Raw genomic sequence first — 23523 nt, forward strand, 5'->3', positions numbered from 1 at the left:
CATACAGGTCTGACCTGTCAGCGGGAGAGAATAATAAATGTCTGAGCAAAACATACTTAAAACACCAAAAGGCGACCGTATTGCCATCGTAAGCGGCTTACGTACTCCTTTTGCTAAGCAAGCGACTGCGTTCCACCATGTACCAGCATTGGATATGGGTAAGCTAGTAGTTAATGAAATGCTTGAGCGATTAAATTTCGACAAGTCAGAAATCGATCAATTGGTTTTTGGGCAAGTAGTACAAATGCCAGAAGCGCCAAATATTGCGCGTGAAATTGTATTGGGTACTGGGATGCCAGTATCGGTTGATGCGTACTCTGTATCGCGTGCTTGTGCGACGAGTTTTCAAGCGATAGCAAACGTTGCCGAATCAATTATGGCAGGCTCTGTGAGCGTAGGTATTGCCGGTGGTGCCGATTCATCATCTGTATTGCCAATTGGTGTAAGTAAAAAATTAGCGGGTAGCTTAGTTGATTTAAACAAAGCACGTACGCTTGGTCAGCGTTTAAAAATATTCTCAAAACTACGTTTAAAAGATTTATTGCCAGTGCCGCCAGCGGTTGCTGAGTACTCAACGGGTTTATCAATGGGACAAACAGCTGAGCAAATGGCTAAAACCCATAATATTAGCCGTGAAGATCAAGATGCTTTAGCACATCGTTCTCACTCATTAGCAACTCAAGCTTGGGCAGATGGCAAGTTAAAAGATGAAGTAATGACGGCGCACTTACCGCCTTATAAAAGCTTTATTGAAGAAGATAACAATATTCGTAAAAACTCAACGGTTGAAGGTTATGCCAAGCTTAAACCCGTATTTGATCGTCAGCACGGCTCTGTGACTGCCGCTAATGCAACCCCATTAACCGATGGCGCAGCTGCAGTGTTAATGATGAGCGAAAGCAAAGCAAAAGCATTGGGTTACGAAATTTTAGGTTATGTGCGCAGTTTTGCGTTTTCAGCTATAGGCGTAGAAAAAGACATGCTAATGGGGCCTGCCCACTCAACGCCAATCGCGCTTGATAGAGCAGGTATTACGTTAGCTGATTTAGACCTTATAGAAATGCATGAAGCGTTTGCATCGCAAACCTTAGCGAATATGAAAATGTTTGCTTCAGATAAATTTGCACAAGAGCACTTAGGGCGTAATAAAGCCATAGGTGAAATTAACATGGATAAGTTTAACGTTAACGGCGGTTCACTCGCTTATGGTCACCCATTTGCGGCAACCGGCGCGCGTTTAATCACACAAAGCTTATACGAGCTTAAGCGTCGTGGCGGTGGTTTAGCGTTAACGACTGCCTGTGCTGCGGGTGGTTTAGGTGCAGCCTTTGTATTGGAGAGTGCGTAATGACAGATTCAGTATTTAATTTAACGGTTGATGATAACAAAATAGCCGTGGTAACCATTGATGTGCCGGGTGAAAAAATGAATACCCTGCGTGACAGCTTTGCTGACGATTTAAAAGCATTATTAGCACAGGCTAAAGAGCATGCTGTTAAGGGTATGGTATTTATTAGTGGCAAAAGTGATAACTTCATTGCCGGTGCTGATGTAAAAATGTTAGACGGTGTTGAAAAACGCGAAGATGCATTAGCTATCAGCGAATTATGCCATCAAGCATTTTTTGATATGAAAAAACTACCGTATACCACGGTTAGTGCTATACATGGCCCTGCTTTAGGTGGTGGTTTAGAGTTTGCTTTAGCCTGTGATTACCGCGTAGGTACAGATAGCGATTTAACTAAAATTGGTTTACCAGAAGTACAACTAGGTTTATTGCCTGGCGGTGGTGGTACACAACGCTTAACTAAAATCGTGGGTATTCAAAAAGCCCTTGAGTGGATGCTAACTGGTAAGCAAATTCGTCCAAAACAAGCTAAAAAAGCCGGTGTATTGGATGATTGTGTTCCACAAAGCGTACTGCTAAAAGTGGCCAAAGAGTTTGCGGCGAAGAAAAAGCCACAAGCTAAAGAGCCTAAACTTGATAAGGTCAGCAAGTTATTAGAATCAAACCCGTTTGGTCGTAACTTTATCTTTAAAAAAGCTAATGAAAACGTACTTAAAAAAACAGGTGGTCACTACCCAGCGCCGCTTGCGATTATTAAAGCGGTTCGTGCAAGCGTAGAGCTTGATGAAATGAAAGCGTATAAAACCGAAGCCGAAGGCTTTGCTACGTTAGTAATGAGTGATGAGTCTAAAGCACTTCGCGGTATTTTCTTTGCAACCACTGAAATGAAAAAAGAATGGCGCAACGATGATGCTCCCGCGATTAGTAAAACTGCCGTGTTAGGTGGTGGCTTAATGGGCGCAGGTATTGCCCATGTGAGTGCGGTCAAAGCTAAATTGCCGGTCCGTATTAAAGATGTGGCAGAGCAGGGCATAAGTAATGCCATGAACTACACTTACAAAATTTTAGATAAGCGTCTTAAACGCCGTATTATGTCTAAAGCCGATATGCAGTTAACGATGAACCGTATAACCGGCACTACCGATTACAGCGGTTTTAAACACATAGATTTAGTGATAGAAGCAGTATTTGAAGACTTAGAACTGAAGCAAGGTATGGTTGCTGATGTAGAGCAGCATTGCCAAGCAAACACCATTTTTGCCAGTAATACCTCATCATTACCTATTTCGCAAATTGCAGCTAAAGCAGCGCGTCCTGAAAATGTAATTGGTTTACATTATTTCTCACCAGTAGAGAAAATGCCACTGGTAGAAATTATTCCTCACGAAGGCACCTCAAAAGAAACGATTGCTCGTGTAGTTAACTTTGCGCGTAAGCAAGGTAAAACGCCAATTGTGGTAAAAGATATGGCTGGTTTTTATGTTAACCGTATTTTAGCGCCATACCTGAATGAGGCGGCAAACTTAATGCTTGCCGGTGAGCCAATTGAAAAAATTGACGCAGCCTTAGTTGAGTTTGGTTTTCCAGTAGGGCCGTTGGCACTGCTTGATGAAGTCGGTATTGATATTGGTTCTAAAATCGCGCCAATTCTTGAAAAAGAACTCGGTGAGCGTTTTAAAGGCCCAGATGCTTTCTCACGTATGATTGATTCAAAACGCTTAGGCCGTAAAACGGGTCGTGGTTTTTATGAATACGACAAGAAAGGCAAAAAGGTTGATGAGTCAGTCTACGAGCTACTGGGTGTAACCCCAGCTCCACGTTTAAATAAAAACGAAATTGCTAAGCGTTGTATCTCACAAATGCTTAATGAGGCCGTTCGCTGTTTAGATGACGGTATTATTGCCAGCCCGCGTGATGGTGATATTGGTGCTATTTTTGGTATTGGTTTCCCACCATTCCTAGGTGGCCCGTTTAGCTACATGGATAAATTAGGCGCAGGTAAAATAAGCTCTGATATGTCTACTCTGGCTAACAGCAACGCTATTTTTACACCTTGTGATACTTTACTTGCAATGGCTGACAAGGGCGATAAGTTTTACACTACAGCCGCTAAAAAAGCTGAAATTGAGATAGCGCAAGGTGATGATAAATCAACTGACACTCCAAATGAGACGACTGAACAGAAAGATTAATGTTTTAAGTTAACGTAAAAAAGCCGCAAATTATGCGGCTTTTTTGTGTTCGATAATCAACAATAATACTTAATCAATCGAATTGGTAAAAGTTGCGTCTGGACGCTTATTTACAGTAACGCTTCAATGGCCTTTTTATCTTTATCAGGCATGTTGTCGACCACCAAATTAAACGAGTTATCAATCATACGCTCAATTTCACCCTGTGGTACTGAGCCATCTAAAATCACGGTATTCCAAAGGCGTTTATTCATATGATAACCAGGAATAACGGCAGGGAAAATATCTCGTAATGATTGCGCCTCATCAGGATCGCACTTTAAGTTTAGCCACCAAATAGGCTCGCCATTTTCGTCGGTTTCACCCTCATTGCTAAGTGCAAGAGTGGCAAACATTTTATGATTTACTTTATACACATCAACATCTTTAGCAAAAGGCTGGGTTAGTTTAACTAACGGCTTGTTCATTAAATAGGTATGTACAGTTTGTTGGTTCATGAGCCATTCCTTGAGGTCATAATCGATAACTTAACCATAGCAGCTTTTTGCCACTAGATAACACGAGTTTAAGTCTAAATTACAGATTTATAAGTCAGTACGAAGTAAGAAGCTAATCATATCACTTTATTGTTGAACAAAATCAGTTTCGTGGTATGTTTCTCGCAATCAAAAAAACAATAGGAATTCACCCATGCCAAAGGCAAGTGATGTTAAAAAAGGGACGGCTATTGACTTTAATGGCCGTGTATTAGTAGTAAAAGATATCGTACGTTCTGTACCACAAGGTCGTGCCGGTGGTAGTTTATACCGTATGCGTTTATACGATGTGGTCACGGGTAGCAAAGTTGACGAAACATTTAAAGACAGCGACATGCTTAACCTTGCTGATTTAACCCGTCGTGAAGCCATGCTGTCGTACATTGATGGCGATGAGTATGTCTTTATGGATAATGAAGACTACACGCCTTACAACTTGGCTAAAGACGCCATAGCTGAAGAGATTCAGTTTGTTAACGAAGAGACCCAAGGCGTGCATGTTATTGTGATTGATGGTGCGCCAGTTGGGCTTGATCTTCCTTCAAGTGTTGAACTTGTAGTTGAGGAAACCGACCCTTCAATTAAGGGGGCTTCAGCCAGCGCGCGTTCAAAGCCTGCTCGTTTATCAACCGGCTTAACTATTCAAGTGCCAGAGCATATTTCTACGGGCGATCGCATCCGTATTAATACCGCAGAGCATAAGTTTATGGGCCGTGCTGACAAGTAAGCCGCTATAAATCTATGATGATTAGCCGAGTATTTAAGTTGCTCGGCTTTTTTGCGTCTGATTTGCCCCTCAAATTGATTAAGCATTATTGCTGATTAGCAGCATGCGTTGCTTCAAATTTAGCCAATTTAACGCTATTATACGCACCTTATTTTTGAGCAAGTTGAGGTAGTGGTGTTATTTATTTTGCTTAGCGGTGTATTTATAGCGCTTATGTATTTAGAAACCATTAAAAAGGGCATGCCTGTTAAACGCTGGTTATTTTTAGGTGGCGTGTTTGGTCCTGTTGCTTGGTGCTTGTTTAATATGCATTATCGACGTGCATTGATACGCAATATAGGTGTAAATGCGTGTCTATGGCGTGCTTAACTGGTCGCTCTAATTAAACTGAGTTTTGATTGGCTTTGTTGTTGTTTTAAAAACGCAGTAAATTCATCTTTTGAGAGTGGTTTAGAGTAGTAATAACCCTGCAGTGTTTCACAGTTTAGCTCTTCAAGTATGCTTATTTGTGACGCTTGCTCCACCCCTTCGGCAACTACATGCAAATCAAGGTTATGCGCAATAGTGACGATAGAGTCCACCATATTGCGGCCACGTTCAGTCTTCATATCATCGATAAAGGCTTTATCTACCTTAAGCGTATTGAGTGGAAACTGCTTTAAATACGCAAGTGATGAATAGCCGGTACCAAAGTCATCCATTGCTAAGTGAATACCACGGGCACTTAAAGAGCGCATAATCGCAATGGCTTCTTGTGGATCGTCCATTACGGTGCCTTCAGTTATCTCAAGCTCTAAAAAGTACGAGGGCAGTTCATTTTTTTGTAAAATCACATCTATGCGCGAGGTTAGATCGGGTAGGCTAAATTGTTTTGCTGATAAGTTAACAGCAACACGGGCATTAAATAAGCCTGCATCTAACCACTGTTTTACATCGCGACAAGCTTTGTTTAAAACTACTTCACCAATTTCAATAATTTGCCCTGTTTCTTCGGCAATTGGAATAAATACCCCTGGGCTAATAACCCCCTTTTTCGGGGTAATAAAACGTACCAACGCTTCCATTCCAGCAAGCTTACCAGTACGAATATTCATTTTAGGCTGGTAATACACCTCAAAATGATCTTCTTTTAAGCCAAAGCGCATTAGGTTTTCTATTTGCAGTCGTTTTACTGCTTGGCGGTTCATGGTGTCATTAAAGAACAGGTAGCTATTGCCTTTCTTTTTAGCATGATACATCGCAGTATCGGCGTTCTTTAATAGTATTTCGGGGGTGTTACCATCTTCGGGAAACAACACTATACCAACGCTTGAGGTGATAGCAAGTTCATGGCCTGCCATTTTAAATGGTGTAGCTATGGCCGCCAAAAACTGTTTAGCCATGCGAGTGATAGTGAGAATATCGTTGGTGTTTGACATTACTAGCGCAAATTCATCGCCGCCAAGGCGATAAAATACGTCATTTTCACGGGTGAGCTTATTTAAACGCATAGCAAGCTTTGCCAGTAAACTATCACCTAATTGATGGCCTAATGAGTCGTTTATCTTTTTAAAGTTATCTAAATCAAATACGAGTAATGCATGATGAGAATGCTGCTTTGCAAGTTTTTGTAAGTCAGAAAAAAACAAATTACGGTTGGGTAAGCTGGTGGTGCGATCTCTGTTTGATAAATTATTCAGTTCAGATTCGGTCTTTTTACGTTCGGTTAAATCTGAATACACCACCACATAATTGGTTATTTGATTTTGTGCGTTTTTAATTTCGTCTATTGAGATTTCAAATGGCAGCAGAGCATGATCGCTATTGCGAAGCTTTACTTCTTCTTGAATATGTTCGTGCTTTCTAACGGTATTTTTTATAGATTCTATATAGCTTTTGTCGTAACCGGCTAAATGAAACTCTTTCTTTAGGTATTGCTCGCGTACGCCGCCAAACAAAGTTAAAAAGCTTGGATTAATATCCACAAGCCTAAAGTCTTTATCATAAATGGCCAGCGCATCAGTGAGTGACTCAACACATTTTGCAAATAAGTTAAGTCGATCTTCCGTTGATTTTAACTGCGAGATATCTCTGACTGTGCCAGTCATTCGCAGTGGGCTTAGGTTAGCGTCTTTTTCAATGATTTTTCCGCGGTCGAGCACCCAGTGCCATTTACCAAAGCTGTCTTTAATACGATAAGTTGCTTCAAAAAAAGTACTTTCTTCGGCAAAGTGTTTTTTTAGTAGGTAATCAACATGGGTTAAATCGCGGGGGTGGATCAAGCTTTTATTCGGTGGAAATTCTACTAGGTTATTACTATTCATCACGTATTTGTCATTGATACGAATAACTTTACCGGTTTTGATATTCCAATCCCATAGAGTATCACCACTGCCTTCTACGGTACTTTTTAACCGTTTTTCAGAAAGCTGTAATTGAGAGTGTGAACGCTTGAGTGAGTGAACAACCGTTAACAAGTAAACCACAACTAACGACATTATTGCGCACACGCTAACGACTAGCGCATTTAAATTCAAGTTAAACGATGACTCGAATGCACTCGCAGAGTAGGCTGTGGCCAAAGTGGCCAACAATAGAATGTATTTTATTATTTTTATTTTTTTCATTGTCTTACTTCTTATTAACAAAAGACAATCTAAATCAAGCGCGAGCAAGAGTCAAAGAGAATGCGAATAAAGTGGTAGTTTCTCAGACAGATTGACAGATTTGGCACTTAAAAGCTCATATCTTGGGCGATCTGCATTAAAAATTTCAGCGGCGTAGGCTTTTAAATCTTCAAGCGTTAATGCGTTTAAAGAATCCAGCAGGCGTTGCTGCATATTAAACCGATGATCGCCATTACCTATAGCAAGCCATAAACGTTGTGAACGTAAACGCAAATTTTTGTCTTTTTCAGCAATATGGGTTGTTAATCCATGTTTTTGTTGCAGCCAGTCTTGTTCTGTTAGTTCATTAATTGTTGCTAAATACTGGCTAATAAATAAATTATGCCTGTGCAGTAACGTGGTGGGCTCAAATTTTGGTGATTGTATATAAAAGGCAATACCAGCACGGGTATTAAAAGGAGCGTATCCTGCCCCTACTAAATAACCGAGTTGTTGCGTGGTTCTGAGTTCATTAAAGTAATCTTGATTAATTAAATGATTCAGCGCCATCATTTTCACTTTTTCATTAACGTCATCGCTTTGTGCTTGGTAGTAAATCACCATGGCATTATCGCTGCAGGCAAGTTCAAGCTCGTAGCGGGTCACTTTAGTGATTTCATAAAGTGGGCGCTTTAAATCGTCGATAACGGCTGATTTTTTAAGGTGCTGGGCGACCTTCTTTTGAAACTCAAGCGCATCATTTTGCTGCCAATTACCATGTAAAAAAGACTCAACATGAAGGGCATTAAAAAACGCTTGTCTAAATTCATTAAACTGATGGAAACAGGTGTCTTTGAGTGCGTTTGCTAACTCGTCAGGCTGAGGATTCCACGGCATTATTTTAGCGCCTAAAATACTAAATAGCTCACTAACGGGTTTGTTTTGATTGCTATTACGCCAATGCCTTACCAGTTGCTTTTTATATTCTGCAAAGCGTTTGGCACAAATTTTTACGTTAAATAGTGCATCAATCAGCTGATCGACTAATTCGAGTTGGCTTGAAGAAAGCCCCGCAGTGTGAAGCGTTAAGCCACCTTGATGAGAGGTTAAGTGATAACTTAAGCCCGCAAGTTCCGCTGGGTAAAACTGTTCGCCAACACTGTCCATGAATAAATCTGAAAATAACCGCGTCAGTGCCATATGTTTCACATCTTTTACTGCAAAGTCAGAGTCCATGGCTAAATAAAAATGCCCTTTGGCGACTCTAAAGGTGGCGTCTTGTTTAAACCAAAAGTCAAAGCCTGCTTCTTTTACCAGTAATGTTGGATATCGTTGCTGTGATTCAACCGGATATAAAATGACATCTTTAGCTAAATAAGGATTAGCCGTGGGCAATAGCATTTCACTTTGTGGCTGGCTAATCTGTGCAAGTGCTTCGAGCCAATGTAGCGACAATTTTTCAATTTTATAGGGGGTGTTATACCAAGCAGCTGTGTGTTCAGGCTCTACACCCGGATGAATAAGCACTAAACGCATGTTGTGCGGAGTTAACCACTGCATAGCCATTTCATGCGTGCTGGCTTTAAAGCCCTCCATTAAATAGTCACCCTGTAAGTAATTAACTTCATCGTAGTGTTGCATGTTAATACTTAAATTACTGACCCAATCAATTAGGCGAGACTTTTCTTGGTTATCAAATGCGATTTGTAATAGTTTTTGCTTATCTTGATATAGGCGAGGTAGTTTGCTGGTGTTGTTATTAATTAAACAAATGTATTCAAACACCATTTCAATAATATCTTCGTAGTATTCAATGCCTTCATCGGTCAGCGCCATACTAATATTAAAGTCTTTAAAATTACTGCCATTAATTCCGCCACCTGCAGAGAGGGCATTGATCCAACCTTGCTCTTTAAGCACAGAATACAACGAGCCTTGCCCCTCATAACCTAGTAAGTGCGCAATAAAGCTGACCGTTTTATGACGATAAAAATCGTCAATGTTTGGCATAGCAAAGCTAATAATCAGCTTTTGTACATGCTTGTGTGGCTCAATATGGAGCAACTTACCCAAGTCTTGGCTGCGATAAAGCGGCGCTTCTATAGGTGGCTTTAACTTGCTGTTATTGCCTTTAATCTGCCAGAAATATTGAGTTGCCCATGCCTCAAGTGTATCTAATGACTCATTGGCACAAATCACTAACGTCATCCACTGAGCTTGGTAATGCTGATTAAAAAAGTCACGTAATTCATCACTAATACAGCGTTGTCTATCTGCTAATGTTTGTAAGTTTCCCACGGAAAATTTAGCAAATGGGTGTGCAGGGTTAACCGTTTCTTTATGCACTTGATAAATTCGACGGCCATCGTCTTTAATTTTTAATTTAAACTCAGCCTCAATCGCATTACGTTCTTTTTCTATTTCAGCGGGGTTTAGTGTAGGCGCTATAAAAAACCGGCTAAATTGCGCTAATGCTGTTTCAATATAATGGTTATTAATATCAAAGAAATAGCAGGTATGCTCTGTGCCAGTCCACGCGTTGGTATTGCCACCAGACTGCGAGACAAAATTATTAAAACTTCCTGATTCAGGATAAAGGTCAGTGCCTAAAAACAACATATGCTCTAAAAAGTGCGCTAAGCCTTGCCTATCAAGCGGATCGTCAAAGTGACCAGCGTTAACAGCCATGGATGCGGCAGCTTTTGCTGAGTCTTGATCGTGCACTAAAAGTACTTTTAGACCATTGTCCAGTGTTAGTGTGCGGTAAGCTCTGTTATCATTGGTGCTGATTTTCAAATGATGCTCCTGAAACTAAACGTATAATTGTTAACAACAGATGATAACTTCAGGAATGCAATGCTATTTACCTGAACATCATGAAAGAACTATTTTAAGAAAATAAATAGGTTTGAGTTATTAATATAGCGGAAATTCGAGCAAACTGGCTACTGTTTTATATTCTTTAATTGGTTGATTTTTTATGAAAACAATCTTGATAATGCGTCATGGTGAAGCAATACCGATGCACTCTGATGATGTCAGTAGAAATTTGACTCCTTTGGGCCATCAGCAGGTAGAAAAAATGGGGCTGTGGTTACAAAAAAAGCATGCTCCAACGGGGTTATTAGTGAGTCCTTATGTAAGAGCGCAGCAAACAGCTGAGGGTGTTAAAAAAAATAATACCTTTTTATTTGAAGAGACCTGCCAAGATATTATTCCTGAAGGTAACCCGCAGGTTGCTGCAGATTATTTAGAAACGTTAATCGCGCTTCATCCAGAATGCGATACCTGGCTTGTGGTTGCCCATATGCCTATGGTGAGCTATTTGGTTGATCAGTTGTGTGCTGGGCACATGCCTATTTTTAATACCGGCGCTGTTGCACAAATTAGTTATGATGAAACTCGCCACAAAAGTGATTATATCACCATCAATGCACCAGCGAATGTAGATACATAGCGTGTAAATTAGCATTTAGCTAAGCCACTTTCTGTTAGGTAAATGCTACTACTTTTAGGTATTTGTCTACAGTAGAATTGTTAACCACATACTAAAACTCACTACACTCAAAACTGTAGATAAAACAACCGCACTGGCTAACGTATCTTGATGTTGTTTTATTTGGCATGCAATTAAGTACGCATTAACTCCCAAGGGCGATGCGCTCAATAATACGAGTACTTTTAACAGCGACTCATTAATAGCAAATACATGTGAGCTTAACACTAATACTAAGGCGGGCAATATAACTAGCTTTAACAGGCTGGCAATAGCTGCCGCTTGCCAGTTATCGCTAATTTTATAAAAAGCTAAGTTTGCGCCTAAAACAAATAACGCACAGGCAATGGCAGGTTTAGCTAAAAGCGCTAAGCCATTAGTTAAATCAAAAAATAAAGTAATCCCTGCTAAATTTACCAATAAACCCATGCTAATACTCAATACGACAGGATTGAGTAACATATTTTTGGCAAATGTTGACCAAGAAAACACATGACTGGCACTGTTTGCACTAATTAAAAAGGTGAGGGTAAACAATAGCGCGCTATGAAAGGTAATGATCATAAAAATAATGCCCATCATTTGCTCGCCTAATGCGGCAATAATAATCGGCAAGCCCACCAATACAGTATTGGAATAGCTACTGCCAAGGGCAAACACACTGTGACGCTCGTATTGAGGGTGTTTAGAGAGAATATGGCGGTCAATAATTAGGGCAAAAAGGTAAATTAAAATAACTGGAATGTAAAAACTTAAAAAGCCATTTAAGCTGACACTGGTTTGTAAGTCTGCTTTGGCCATATTTAAAAATAAAAAGCTCGGCACACTAATATAAAAAGTAAACTTGCTTAACCCCGCGATGTGGGTTCGCTCTAAAAATCCACTGCGGCTAGCAATATAGCCACATAGCACAATAAATATCAGCGGGAATATAATCGAAAATATATGCACTAAAAGGCTCTTATTGATTAGCGTCTAAACTCATCACTTTGCGGTAAATTAATTAATATGAGTACCGCCCCTTTACCGCCATACTCAAGCGGAGCTTGGTGCATAGCAATTACATCGGGGTGTTGCACTAAATATTGCGGTACTTTATGCCTGAGGATATGGCCGCCAATTCCGTGTACAACACAGGCGCAGTAATAATGCTTTTTTTTACACTCATGAATAAGCCCTGCGAGCTCATCCTTGGCTACTTCTTTATTTAAGCCATGCAGGTCGAGGGTTAAATCAGGTATAAAATCCCCTCGGCGAAGTTGTTTCGCTAAAAAACGATCCTGACCCTGTTGTACATAATTAACGGTACCATGTGTGTCTATATCGGGCACATATTCATCAGAAAAGAAAAATTCTGATTGTTGTTGCTTTTTTTGCTGGGCAAATTGCTTCGCTTGTGACACTTTAGGTTTATTGCTAAAACGGTGAGTGTCTTGTTTAAATACACGCGCACCACTGATACTTTGACGAAACAAGTCAATGTCATCAGGGCTAATTAGATTGTTTGAGTGGGGATCTTTTTTCATAGCGGCAGTCTAAACAAAAAAGCGGTAAAAATCGAGTAAAAAGGTGTGATACCCAAGCAGCTTTGAGGTGCATAGTACAGCGCCATTAAGGTTAGTTTACAAGCGATTTATACTGCGTTATTGATTTGAACAATAGAGTGACTATTATTTGCAATCAAAGCCTTACCTAAATCGCTTTTAACACTAACTGCGCTCGCACCTAAAGGTGGCTTGGGTATACAATAGGGCAATCATGGGGCCAATGATGCGCCCCGATTGAGTTTATTTTTTTTTGAAAGTAGCAGGCAGATAATACTGATGAGTGAATTACTAATAGAAGAAGCAACCCTAGATGAAGCTGTTGCAGAACTTTCAACCTTACACGATTGGCTTCGTTGGACAACTAGTCAATTTGCAAGTAGCGGTATTTTCTTTGGTCATGGCACCGATAACGCATGGGATGAAGCGGTAAGTTTGTTATTACCGGCGCTTAGTTTGCCTATCGATGCACCCAAAGAGCTGATGCATGCCCGTTTAACCAGCACTGAAAAAAACCGTTTAGCAGGCTTAATTGCCGAGCGCATTAACGATTTTACCCCAGTTCCATACCTGACCAATATTGCATGGTTTGCCAATATGCCATTTTATGTGGATGAACGTGTATTAATTCCTCGCTCGCCTTTTGCTGAGCTTATTAATAATCGTTTTACACCTTGGCTAGAGCAGCCAGAGTCAGTTGGGCGTATTTTAGATTTATGTACGGGCTCAGGTTGTATCGCGATTGCATTGGCACAAGCGTTCGAGAATGCGCAAGTTGATGCGGTTGATATATCTTATGAAGCGCTTGAAGTGGCTGATATTAATATCACTGACTATCAACTAAGTGACCGTGTATTACCGATCCAGTCTGACGTATTCAGTGGTGTGCCTGGGCAAAAATACGACTTAATCGTAGCAAACCCACCGTATGTTGATGCTGAAGATATGGCTGATCTACCACGTGAGTTCCACCACGAGCCAGAGCTTGGGTTAGCATCGGGTCACGATGGCCTTGATGTAACACGTACTATTTTAGATCAAGCTAGTGAGCATCTAACAGATAACGGTTTGTTATTTGTCGAAGTAGGTAACTCTATGGTACATATGGATGCACTGTATCCAGGCGCACCATTTGAATGGATTGAGTTTGAACAAGGCGGATTAGGGGTGTTTGTTATTAGCAAGCAACAACTAGATGCCTACTTTGCACAGTAATAATTAATACTAGCCATTCATCCGAAATGGCTGGGCAAAACAATAGCCGAGTTAATTCTCGGCTATAAGTCATTAGGAATGAGGAAAGTTAATGGCAGGTAATAGCATAGGGCAGTTATTTAAAGTGTCCACCTTTGGCGAAAGCCACGGCGTTGCATTAGGCGGCGTAGTGGATGGCACGCCCGCAGGCCTTGAGATAACAGAGGCCGACATACAACACGATTTAGATCGTCGAAAGCCTGGACAAAGTCGCTATACCACGCAGCGCCGTGAGAGCGACCAAATCAAAATTTTAGCGGGCGTTTTTGAAGGTAAAACCACTGGTACCAGCATTGGTTTATTAATTGAAAATACCGATCAACGTTCACAAGATTATGGCAAAATTAAAGACGTATTTCGCCCAGGCCACGGTGACTATACCTACTGGCACAAATACGGCCTACGCGATTACCGTGGTGGTGGCCGCTCATCTGCGCGCGAAACCGCTATTCGGGTTGCGGCTGGCGCTATTGCTAAAAAGTATTTAAAGCAATTTCATGGTATTGAAGTACGTGCGTGTTTGAGCCAATTAGGGCCTATTAAAGCCGAAAATTACGATTGGGATGAGGTGGAAAATAACTTATTCTTTTTCCCAGACGCTAGCAAGCTTGAAGCACTCGATGAATATATGCGCGAGCTTAAAAAGCAAGGCGATTCAGTGGGTGCCAAAGTAAAAGTAGTGGCTAAAAATGTGCCAGTTGGTTTAGGTGAGCCGGTATTTGATAGGCTGGATGCCGAACTTGCCCATTCATTAATGAGTATTAACGCTGTAAAAGGCGTTGAAATTGGCGATGGCTTTGATGTGGTTGAGCAAAAAGGCTCAGAGCACCGTGATGAGTTAACCCCTGATGGTTTTACCTCAAATCATGCCGGTGGCGTATTGGCAGGTATTTCTACAGGGCAAGATATAATCGCATCGATTGCGCTTAAACCGACATCGAGTATTACTATTCCCGGTAATAGTATTAACACCGAAAATGAAGCGGTTGAAATGATCACCAAAGGTCGTCATGATCCTTGTGTAGGCATTCGTGCTATTCCGATTGCTGAGGCAATGATGGCTATTACTTTAATGGATCATTTACTTCGTCAACGCGGTCAAAACCCACATGTAAACCACGAACATGGGCCAATTAAAGGCGCTATTTAAGCGCCTTACGTTTAAAACTATACTAAACGGGCAATAGTGCGTTTAGTATATACAGGCTATACATCTTTATTGCCGCTCAATAATTTAAATGTGCTCAGCGCACCTAAAAATAAGAGAGCTGTTAGTATGCAAAAAAACAATCAAGCTTCCATCTCACAAACTGAATATAAAGCCACAATAAAACGACTCGAAGAGTTTAGCCGCTTTACCGATAGCAGCATTGGTATTCCGTTTACTAAATTTAAATTTGGTGTAGAGTCGTTGATTGGGCTTTTACCTGTGATAGGTGATTTAGCAGGGCTTATTTTATCTGGCTATGTACTAATTGAAGCGCAGCGCTTAGGTGTTAGCAAGCGAGTAAAAAGCCGTATTATTATAAATATGTTGATTGATTTTGTTGGCGGGCTCATTCCATTTTTTGGAGATATTTTTGATGCCATGTTTAAAGCAAATACGCGTAACACCCGCATACTTAAAAAACATTTAACAGATAAGCTAACCACAAACCCATAAACCATTTAAGTTAATAAATGTGTAATTAGCTCCCACTATTAACTATTTATTTGGCATCAAAAAAGTACTTAGCGAGTATTTCTTTTTGTTGACCAAACTGATCAGACACTCCAATTCCAATCCCAATTATTTCACCTTGTGCCTGCGGCGGCTCAGCGTGCAGCGCTTTTTGTACTAACGCTAATGCAGGATTTTTCTCATTTGCAAGTAGGGTTAAATGCGGCTGAAAATTTTGAAATACATTAGGGCTGCCATAACGTTCAAAAGCCACAAGTTTATTATGGTAATGCTTTACCCAACTAGGCACTGGTGCTTGATGATCGCGAAGCGGCTCAAGCTTAAGGGTAATCTCATCTGCCAATCGTTGTAATTGATATGATTTTTCTAAATTTATAAATGCCCAATTACTTGGTGACACACTAAATCCATTGGCTTTTATCTCAAACGACTGATGTTCTTTGGCAATACGCTCTACCATTTGCTTAATTTCGTTTTGTGCTTCAAGTGGGTAATCCGTTAAATACAAGGTGGCATGCACGGGTAACCCTTGTTGGTAAAACGTAGTAATTTGGTGCGTAGCTAATTTATCGCTGGTGTTAGCGACTAACTCAACAATAGGCTTAGAAGGAATCGCAAATACGTTAATACTTAAGCTTTTTGCATAACTGCTGGCAGAAGTAGCCAACAGAGTTAAAAATGTAATAGAGATAAATAGCCACGAAAAAGAGCGGTGTTGTTTAACCATAAGAGTGAGTCAATTTAGGTTTTTGGTTGGTGTATGGTAAGCGTAATTAAGTGATCAGTAAATAAGTGCATAAAGTTTTATATTTTTGATTTTGTGACTAATATTACTTTAGCTCCATACGGATTATGGATATTGTTTTTAGCAGTATTCAACTCTCTGTATTTATTGCTCTTAAAAGTGCTTCAAGGAAAGTTCAATGATATTTAAAGCGTTAAATAAGTTAAAAAGAACAACAGTGCGCTTTTCTATTCGTTTAACGGTTGTGGCGGTATTTGTATTGGCAACGTCTATTACCGCCATTATAGCCACTAGTTTACAGTATTACTTCAGCGAAAAAATGGCACTAGAGTCTAACCTGCTGCATTTCAATATGACCACGCAATCTGTTGCTGATTACCTATCACGCATCAATGAAAAATCTGAAAATACTTTAAATATGATGGTTAAAAATACTTCACTAGTAGGTAATAACTTTTCAGACAAAACAGAGCTGCGTAATGTATTGAGCGAAATAATGGAATTAAACCCTTTGTTTTACGCATTTTCTATGGGCTATAGCAACGGAGACTTTTATGAAATTATCAATCTTGAGAGTGGTAAAATAGTCAGAGAGCGTTTAAATACGGTTGATAATGACCGGTGGGTTGTGATCCATATTAAAACCGAAAAAGGGCAAAGGGTAGAACACAGGTACTACTTTGATGCTGATTTTAACTTAAGAAAACAAACCAATAAACCGACGTTTTTTGATCCTCGAGAGCAAACGTGGTTTAAACAAGCAAATTCAGAGCAGGTGAATAAAACTAAACCTTACTTATTCTCGCATTTACAAACTTCAGGCCAAACCTACTCGATTAAAACCAAAGGCAAAGACCATGTGTTAGCTCTTGGAGTTATGGTCGATAATATTTCTAATTATTTATTAACACAACAGCAGCAGTTAGGTATGCATAACTCTGCGCGGTTATTTATATATAATCGAGAAGGAGAGATTGTTGCTTCAAGTCAGAAAGATAAGGTTGATAAAAACAAAAGCTTGAAACAATTAACGCTAAGCGAGCAACAGCAAAAAGTAATTGCACAATACCCGGCTATTACAGTATCAAACGAAACAAATTGGGCCCCTATGGACTTTAGTGTTAGTGGTACGCCCAATGGCTACAATATTGAATATATCAATGCGATTGCGCAGCTACTGGGTATTAAGATAAATTATGTTAATGGACTTAGTTGGCAAGAATTACTTAATTTATTTAAAAATAATCAGATAGATGTACTTCATCCTGTAGTTAATACCACAACGAATAATACCTTAGGTATGCTTAGTACACCCATGGTAAATTTGCCTTTGAGTATTGTTAACCATCAGAGCAACCTACCAATCACCCACATACAGCAACTTGCTGGTAAGTCAGTTGCAGTGGGTGAGGGCTGGTCAATTGTAAAAACATTGCAAGCGCAATTTCCTGAAATTAACTTAGTAGAGGTTCCCAATACAAAAACGTTATTAACGCATGTAGCCAATGGTGATACCTATGCGGGAATAGACAGCAAGGCGGTATTACAATATATCCAACAACAATTTTTTATTGATGGGGTCCAGTATAATCAACTAGATGAAGAAAGTGCCGCGCTTTTTTCAAATGACTATCACTTATTATTTCATAACCAAGACGCTCAATTAAAAGCCTTGTTTGACTATGCAGCCACGCAACTGCCTATGCAATTTAAACAACAACTTAGTGATAAATGGCTTAATACTAATCCAGAGAAAAAATCAAAAGTTGTGGGCACTGTCCCCTATGAGCAATTAATTACTTTATTAGACGATGATAGTAATTTCTCTAATTTAAAGTTAGTGCATATTAATGGCAAAGAACAGTATGTATTTATTAAGCCTTTATCTGACTATTTATCGCTAGCCAGTACAGGTTACTTAGCCATTATGGTTTCTAAAGAAGATGTATTGAGTTCTACACGGAAAAAAATAAAGCTTTCTCTTATCATTACTGCTGTTTGCCTTATTTTGATATTACCTGTGTCATGGTTTTTTGCATCCCCCATTGTTGCACCAATTAAAACGCTGGTGGGTGAAAATAATAAAATTAAAAATCGTCAGTTTAAGCAAGTCTCAACCTTAAAAAGTCATATTAAAGAAATTAATACTTTAGCCAGCTCTATGGTCGAAATGAGCAAGTCGATACAACAACACGAAGAATGCCAAAAAGCACTCATGGCTTCGTTTGTTGAGCTTATAGCTCAAGCAATTGATGATAAGTCTCCCTACACTGCGGGACACTGCGAACGTGTCCCAGAGCTAGGTATTGAGCTTGCTAAAGCCGCTTCAGAATCAGAGTTACCTGCCTTTCAAACGTTCAAATTTAAAAGTGATGAGGAGATTGAAGAGTTTAGCTTAGCTGCTTGGTTACATGATTGCGGTAAAATAACTACTCCAGAGCACATTGTCGATAAAGGTACTAAGTTGGAAGTGATTTATAATCGTATTCATGAAGTAAGAACACGGTTTGAAGTCCTTTGGCGAGATGCCGAGCTTGATTACTACAAGTCATTGCAACAAACCCCAAAAAATCAGAGTGAGCTAGCTAAGCAGTTGGCAGCTAAACATCAACAATTACTGGACGATTTTGCCTTTATTGCACAGTGTAATATTGGCGGCGAAAAAATCACAGAAGCCTCGCTTGAGCGTTTAACCTTGCTAAGCAATGTTACTTGGGTGCGGCACTTTGACGATAAGCTAGGGCTTTCACCTGTCGAAATGTATCGCTATGCACAAACGAGTGACACGCTGCCTGCTACTGAAAAGCTACTCAGCGATAAGCCTTGGCATTTAATTCCTCATGATAAACCGATTGAATATGACGAGCGTTTAGGAATAAAAATTGCTCCGTGTAAATATAAATATAATCTAGGGGAGCTTTATAATTTAACAGTTTCAAGAGGCACTCTTACTAAAGAGGATAGGTTTAAAATTAATGAGCATATTATAAGTACCATACGTATGCTCGATACATTACCGTTCCCTAAAGAGTTGGAGCGTGTCCCGCGTTATGCCTCTACTCACCATGAAACATTAAAAGGAACTGGCTATCCGCGTAAACTAAGTGCCGATGATTTATCGATACCTGAGCGGGTGTTGGTACTTGCTGACATTTTTGAAGCATTAACAGCAGCCGACAGGCCCTATAAAAAGGCAAAAACACTCAGTGAGTCGATGAGTATATTAGCTAAAATGGTGGCCGATCAGCATGTTGATAAAGCCGTATTTGAATTATTTTTAAGTTCAGGTATTTATCTTGATTATGCTAAGCGTTATCTCAATGCTGAACAAATAGATGAAGTAGATATTTCTAAATATATAACTTAGGGCCAAAGCGTTAAAATTAAACCGCTTAGCGCTAACAATGTTTTTAATCGCTTGTTTTTTACTTTGTAGATAAAAGTACGTACAATTCGCCTCGTTTTTAGTGCGCTTTATATTAGTTTTATATGGCTATAAAGCATCGGGTTCAAACGAGTATACGAAGTATTTATGCACCAAGTAGCTGATCTGATTTCTATTTTCGAACACACTTTTTACCAAAGCTATAACACGCGTTTGGTAAAAGGTGAGCATGAGCCTATTTACATTCCCGCAAATGATACAACCCCGCATCATCAAATTGTGTTTGCCCATGGTTTTTATGCCAGCGCATTGCATGAAATAGCCCATTGGTTAGTGGCAGGTTCTCAGCGCCGCTTAGTTGAAGATTATGGATATTGGTATTGCCCTGATGGGCGCGATGCTTCACAGCAAGCGGAGTTTGAATTAGTAGAGGTAAAACCTCAAGCAATAGAGTGGGCATTGAGTGTGGCTGCCGGGTTTGATTTTAACGTATCGGTAGATAATTTAAATGGTGAGCAAACATGTCGATTTGCGTTTCAGTCTCGCGTTCATGCAAAGTTATTAGAGTTATTGCAAAACGGGTTTAACCCAAGAACAACCTTACTATTAAAAGCACTGTGTAAATTTTATAACACCACGTGGCCATTACATGCTGCGCAGTTTTCATGGCATTCTCCCGAGGAGTTAAAAGATGCAGTTTAAGTTAGGATTGATTGTAAATCCGGTCGCAGGGCTCGGTGGTAGTGTTGCGCTTAAGGGCAGTGACGGTGAAGACACCGCTGCTAAAGCCATTGCATTAGGTGCAGAGCCTAAGTCAAATAGCCGCACTAAAGCTGCACTTGAAGTGCTTGTACCTCATCAATCAAACATTACTATTTATACTGTTAATGATGAAATGGGGGAGCAAACAGCAAAAGCGTTGGGCTTTAATACGCAAGTGGTTTATCAAAGTAACTCACCCACAACCAGTGACGATACCGAAGCTGCAGCTCGTTTATTACAGCAACAAGGTGTAGATTTAATCTTATTTGCTGGTGGCGACGGAACGGCGCGCAATATTTGCCATGCTGTAGAAGACTCTGTACCCGTGTTGGGCATTCCTGCTGGGTGTAAAATTCATTCCGGCGTCTATGCCATAACGCCAAAAGCCGCAGGCCGTGTAGTTGAAATGCTGGTAAAAGGTGAATTGGTAACGCTAAGCGATGCCGATGTCATGGACATTGATGAAGTCGCCTTTCGCCAAGGAACAGTAAAAGCAAAACGTTATGGTGAAATGCAAGTGCCAAGTGAAGTACGCTATGTACAAGCGGTTAAAAATGGCGGTAAAGAAACCGATGAATTGGTACTTGCTGATATTGCCGCTTATGTGGTCAGTGAAATGGATGCCGATACCCTCTATGTAATGGGCAGTGGCTCTACCGTTGGCGCAGTGATGGAAGAGATGGGGCTTGAAAACACCTTACTCGGTGTTGATTTAGTTGAAGATCAAGCTTTAGTAGGGCAAGACCTAACAGCACAGCAACTTCTTGAACTTACCAAAGAACGTGAAACAAAGTTAGTGATCACCCTAATTGGCGGCCAAGGGCATATTTTTGGTCGAGGTAATCAACAACTCAGCCCTGCGTTAATTAAAGCGATAGGCCGCGATAATATTATTGTGGTGGCTACTAAAACAAAATTACAGGCTTTAAATGGCCGACCGCTGATTTGTGACACCGGCGATAGCAAATTAGATGATGAATTAAGCGGTTATATACGTGTAACCAGTGGGTTTAACGACCATATTATGTATGCAGTAGGTCATCAAGATGGGCTGCACCTTGAGGAGAAGTAACACATGAGTTTAGTAAATTACATAGATGCTGCGCAGCAATATTTTGATGACTTAGTGATAAAAGCAACCGATGACGAGTTATTTGCTGGCGGTTATTTACGCGGCCACTTTGATTTAGCGGTAGGGTATGCACAAGTTGAAGAGTTAAATCTAGAAATTGCAGAACTAAACGACACGGTTGAAAAAAGCTTAGTAAAAGCTTATCGCAATGGCGAACTTAATGAAGATGATAAAGCACTCGTAGTAAGAATATGGGATGAAGTAAAAGCACTCGCATAAGCTTTTTTATTCATTAAAAATAGCGCGGCTACTGAGCCGCGTTTTTTTGTGCCTAAAAAAGAACTTGTTTATTCAGTTAAAATTTACCTCATTCCTTAGATACGCTAAAGTAGTACAGTCTAAATTCTAGGGAACAAGTGAAATGAATAACAATAATGATGCGACAATGCCAACTGGCATAGTTGCGCGATTTTTAAATTTTGTTGAGCGGGTAGGTAATAAGCTTCCTGATCCAGCAATTATCTTTTTGTTTGCCATGTTATTAATCTGGTTTTTGTCTTGGTGGTTTTCAAGCGTCACATTTGATGCAATAGACCCTCGTACTGGCGAAGCCATTATTATTAATAACATGCTTGCCAGCGATTCGTTGGCCACTTTTTTATCTTCTATGGTAAAAACATTCACCGGTTTTGCGCCACTGGGTGTAGTACTGGTTGCTATGCTATGCTAGGTGTAGGCGTTGCAGAGCATTCGGGCTTTATTAATACCGGCCTTAAATTAATGCTCAAAGTAACGCCTAGAAAATTACTAACACCCTCAATTATTTTGGTAGCTATTGTGAGCCATACGGCTACCGATGCAGGGTATGTGCTGGTTATTCCACTTGCTGGGGTAATATTTTTTGCAGCAGGTCGTCATCCGCTTGCCGGTATTGCAGCGGCATTTGCAGGGGTTAGCGGTGGCTTTGGCGCTAACTTTATTCCATCTGGGATTGACCCGTTACTGCAAAGCTTTACGCAAAGTGCAGCACAAATTATTAATCCAACAATGAGCATTAACCCGCTTAATAACTGGGGCTTTGCTTCAGCATCAAGCTTATTTATTGTAATGTTAGGCTGGTACATCACCGATAAAATTATTGAACCACGTTTAAAAAATTCACCAGTTGATGGCGAAACTCAAGACCTACCAGCATTTGAAGATGCCCGTAGTGACGAAAAGCGCGCCTTTCTTATTGCTAGTTCCGTAATGATTGCAGGTATTGCGTTATTAGCGTATGTATCTGCACCCGCTGATTCAGCGATGCGCAGCAGCGATGGCTCTTTAACAAACTTTAGTTCACCTCTAATGCAGTCAATAGTGCCGCTAATCTTCTTACTGTTTTGGATCCCAGGCGCAGTATATGGTTTTACCGTAGGCACCTTTAAAAGCTCTAAAGACATGATAGATGCGATGAGCAAAGCCATGAATGGTATGGCGTATTACATTGTTATGGCATTCTTTTGTTCATTATTTATTGCTGCATTTAGTAAATCAAACCTAGGTGCTTTACTGGCAATTGAAGGGGCTCAAGTATTAAAAGCAATGGAGTTACCGAGCTCTGTAACGGTAGTAGGGATTATTTTCCTAACTGGTTTTGTAAACTTGTTTGTTGGTTCAAGCTCGGCTAAGTGGGCACTATTAGGTCCGGTATTTGTACCTATGCTAATGCAGCTCGGTATTTCGCCAGACTTAACGCAAGCAGCGTACCGTGTGGGAGATTCTAGCTCTAATATTATCACCCCGCTAATGCCATATTTCCCGCTGGTGGTGGTGTACTGTCAAAAATACGTTAAAGGCACAGGCATAGGTACGCTTATCGCGATGATGCTACCGTATTCAATCGCCTTTATGATCGGTTGGAGTATCTTCTTGCTAGGCTACTGGGCACTCGGTATCCCATTAGGACTTGATGCCAGCTACGTGTACCCAGCAGTAGCGCCTTAACAAATTTAATCGCTATAAAAAAGTAGAAGCCCCACCATGAACTGGTGGGGCTTTTTTGTGTTAAATGCATTATTCATAAAGAGGTTTGAGGTATCAAAGGCTAGTGGGGGCGGGTCACGAGGTTCGAGCTGTGGGGAGCGGGCTAAGTGAATTATTTAACCTGAACTCTGGTTAAGAGATTTACTAACGTATTGAATCAAAAATGATATT

18 protein-coding genes and 1 pseudogene are annotated in these 23523 nt (G+C 40.3%); 13 read left to right on the plus strand and 6 right to left on the minus strand.

Features of this window, described 5'->3' with window-relative positions:
- Positions 1–37 precede the first annotated feature (37 nt).
- Both fadI and fadJ read left to right on the plus strand, forming a co-directional pair.
- Complete coding sequence (gene fadI, locus QMA00_RS01700; RefSeq protein ID WP_013464510.1) at positions 38–1348, plus strand: acetyl-CoA C-acyltransferase FadI; 1311 nt, start codon at positions 38–40, stop codon at positions 1346–1348.
- Positions 1348–3540 carry a fatty acid oxidation complex subunit alpha FadJ gene (fadJ, locus tag QMA00_RS01705; RefSeq protein ID WP_248474300.1) on the plus strand — a complete coding sequence of 731 codons (2193 nt, stop codon included), beginning with the start codon at positions 1348–1350 and terminating at the stop codon, positions 3538–3540. Before fadI ends, fadJ begins: the two co-directional genes overlap by 1 nt.
- A gap of 110 nt (positions 3541–3650) precedes the next feature.
- Here the strand turns inward: fadJ and QMA00_RS01710 are convergent, their stop codons facing one another.
- A complete protein-coding gene (locus tag QMA00_RS01710) occupies positions 3651–4037 on the minus strand; it encodes an MmcQ/YjbR family DNA-binding protein (RefSeq protein ID WP_013464512.1) in 387 nt (128 codons plus the stop codon).
- 193 nt (positions 4038–4230) lie between these two features.
- On the opposite strand from QMA00_RS01710, the gene yeiP reads away from it, so the two are divergent.
- On the plus strand, positions 4231–4803 hold the full coding sequence (gene yeiP / locus QMA00_RS01715) for an elongation factor P-like protein YeiP (RefSeq protein ID WP_024602810.1): 573 nt from the start codon (positions 4231–4233) through the stop codon (positions 4801–4803).
- A 174-nt stretch (positions 4804–4977) separates the two neighbouring features.
- Positions 4978–5172 carry a hypothetical protein gene (locus tag QMA00_RS01720; RefSeq protein ID WP_024602809.1) on the plus strand — a complete coding sequence of 65 codons (195 nt, stop codon included), beginning with the start codon at positions 4978–4980 and terminating at the stop codon, positions 5170–5172.
- Here QMA00_RS01720 and QMA00_RS01725 read toward each other — a convergent pair.
- The gene (locus QMA00_RS01725; RefSeq protein WP_036956874.1) at positions 5169–7409 is read right to left on the minus strand and encodes an EAL domain-containing protein; all 2241 of its coding nucleotides are present in this window, start codon (positions 7407–7409) and stop codon (positions 5169–5171) included. The genes QMA00_RS01720 and QMA00_RS01725 overlap by 4 nt on opposite strands.
- A gap of 51 nt (positions 7410–7460) precedes the next feature.
- Positions 7461–10184, minus strand: a complete 2724-nt coding sequence (locus tag QMA00_RS01730) for an insulinase family protein (RefSeq protein WP_290155652.1) — start codon at positions 10182–10184, stop codon at positions 7461–7463.
- A 184-nt stretch (positions 10185–10368) separates the two neighbouring features.
- On the opposite strand from QMA00_RS01730, the gene sixA reads away from it, so the two are divergent.
- Positions 10369–10845, plus strand: a complete 477-nt coding sequence (sixA, locus tag QMA00_RS01735) for a phosphohistidine phosphatase SixA (protein WP_171034749.1) — start codon at positions 10369–10371, stop codon at positions 10843–10845.
- Between the two features lie 66 nt (positions 10846–10911).
- On the opposite strand, the gene QMA00_RS01740 is transcribed toward sixA, so the two are convergent.
- Complete coding sequence (locus QMA00_RS01740; RefSeq protein WP_076921552.1) at positions 10912–11835, minus strand: AEC family transporter; 924 nt, start codon at positions 11833–11835, stop codon at positions 10912–10914.
- A gap of 17 nt (positions 11836–11852) precedes the next feature.
- Positions 11853–12410, minus strand: coding sequence for an endonuclease SmrB (gene smrB / locus QMA00_RS01745; RefSeq protein ID WP_076921554.1), 558 nt, complete (start codon positions 12408–12410; stop codon positions 11853–11855).
- A 297-nt stretch (positions 12411–12707) separates the two neighbouring features.
- Between smrB and prmB the strand changes: the two genes are divergently transcribed.
- From prmB to QMA00_RS01760, 3 genes are all read left to right on the plus strand, one after another.
- Positions 12708–13643 (plus strand): 50S ribosomal protein L3 N(5)-glutamine methyltransferase, encoded by a 936-nt coding sequence (gene prmB, locus QMA00_RS01750; protein WP_008466678.1) that lies wholly within the window; start codon positions 12708–12710, stop codon positions 13641–13643.
- A gap of 91 nt (positions 13644–13734) precedes the next feature.
- Positions 13735–14832: a chorismate synthase gene (aroC, locus tag QMA00_RS01755; protein ID WP_076921556.1), complete on the plus strand. Its 1098-nt coding sequence runs from the start codon at positions 13735–13737 to the stop codon at positions 14830–14832.
- 126 nt (positions 14833–14958) lie between these two features.
- Entirely contained in the window at positions 14959–15345 is a 387-nt protein-coding gene (locus QMA00_RS01760; RefSeq protein WP_010391373.1) for a DUF4112 domain-containing protein, read from the plus strand.
- 46 nt (positions 15346–15391) lie between these two features.
- On the opposite strand, the gene QMA00_RS01765 is transcribed toward QMA00_RS01760, so the two are convergent.
- Positions 15392–16090 (minus strand): 2'-5' RNA ligase family protein, encoded by a 699-nt coding sequence (locus QMA00_RS01765; RefSeq protein WP_076921558.1) that lies wholly within the window; start codon positions 16088–16090, stop codon positions 15392–15394.
- Positions 16091–16286: 196 nt separating this feature from the next.
- Here QMA00_RS01765 and QMA00_RS01770 point away from each other — a divergent pair, with 196 nt between their 5' ends.
- The 5 genes and pseudogenes from QMA00_RS01770 (at position 16287) to QMA00_RS01790 (ending at position 23313) form a co-directional block, all read left to right on the plus strand.
- Positions 16287–19475 (plus strand): HD domain-containing phosphohydrolase, encoded by a 3189-nt coding sequence (locus QMA00_RS01770; RefSeq protein ID WP_076921560.1) that lies wholly within the window; start codon positions 16287–16289, stop codon positions 19473–19475.
- 165 nt (positions 19476–19640) lie between these two features.
- A complete protein-coding gene (locus QMA00_RS01775; RefSeq protein WP_076921562.1) occupies positions 19641–20195 on the plus strand; it encodes an elongation factor P hydroxylase in 555 nt (184 codons plus the stop codon).
- Positions 20185–21327, plus strand: coding sequence for an ATP-NAD kinase family protein (locus tag QMA00_RS01780; RefSeq protein ID WP_076921564.1), 1143 nt, complete (start codon positions 20185–20187; stop codon positions 21325–21327). Before QMA00_RS01775 ends, QMA00_RS01780 begins: the two co-directional genes overlap by 11 nt.
- Before the next feature lie 3 nt (positions 21328–21330).
- Entirely contained in the window at positions 21331–21606 is a 276-nt protein-coding gene (locus QMA00_RS01785) for a YfcL family protein (protein ID WP_010391380.1), read from the plus strand.
- Positions 21607–21772: 166 nt separating this feature from the next.
- Positions 21773–23313: pseudogene (locus QMA00_RS01790) on the plus strand (AbgT family transporter).
- Positions 23314–23523 lie beyond the last annotated feature (210 nt).

Source organism: Pseudoalteromonas sp. APC 3694, from assembly GCF_030407565.1.
GTDB lineage: Bacteria > Pseudomonadota > Gammaproteobacteria > Enterobacterales > Alteromonadaceae > Pseudoalteromonas > Pseudoalteromonas tetraodonis.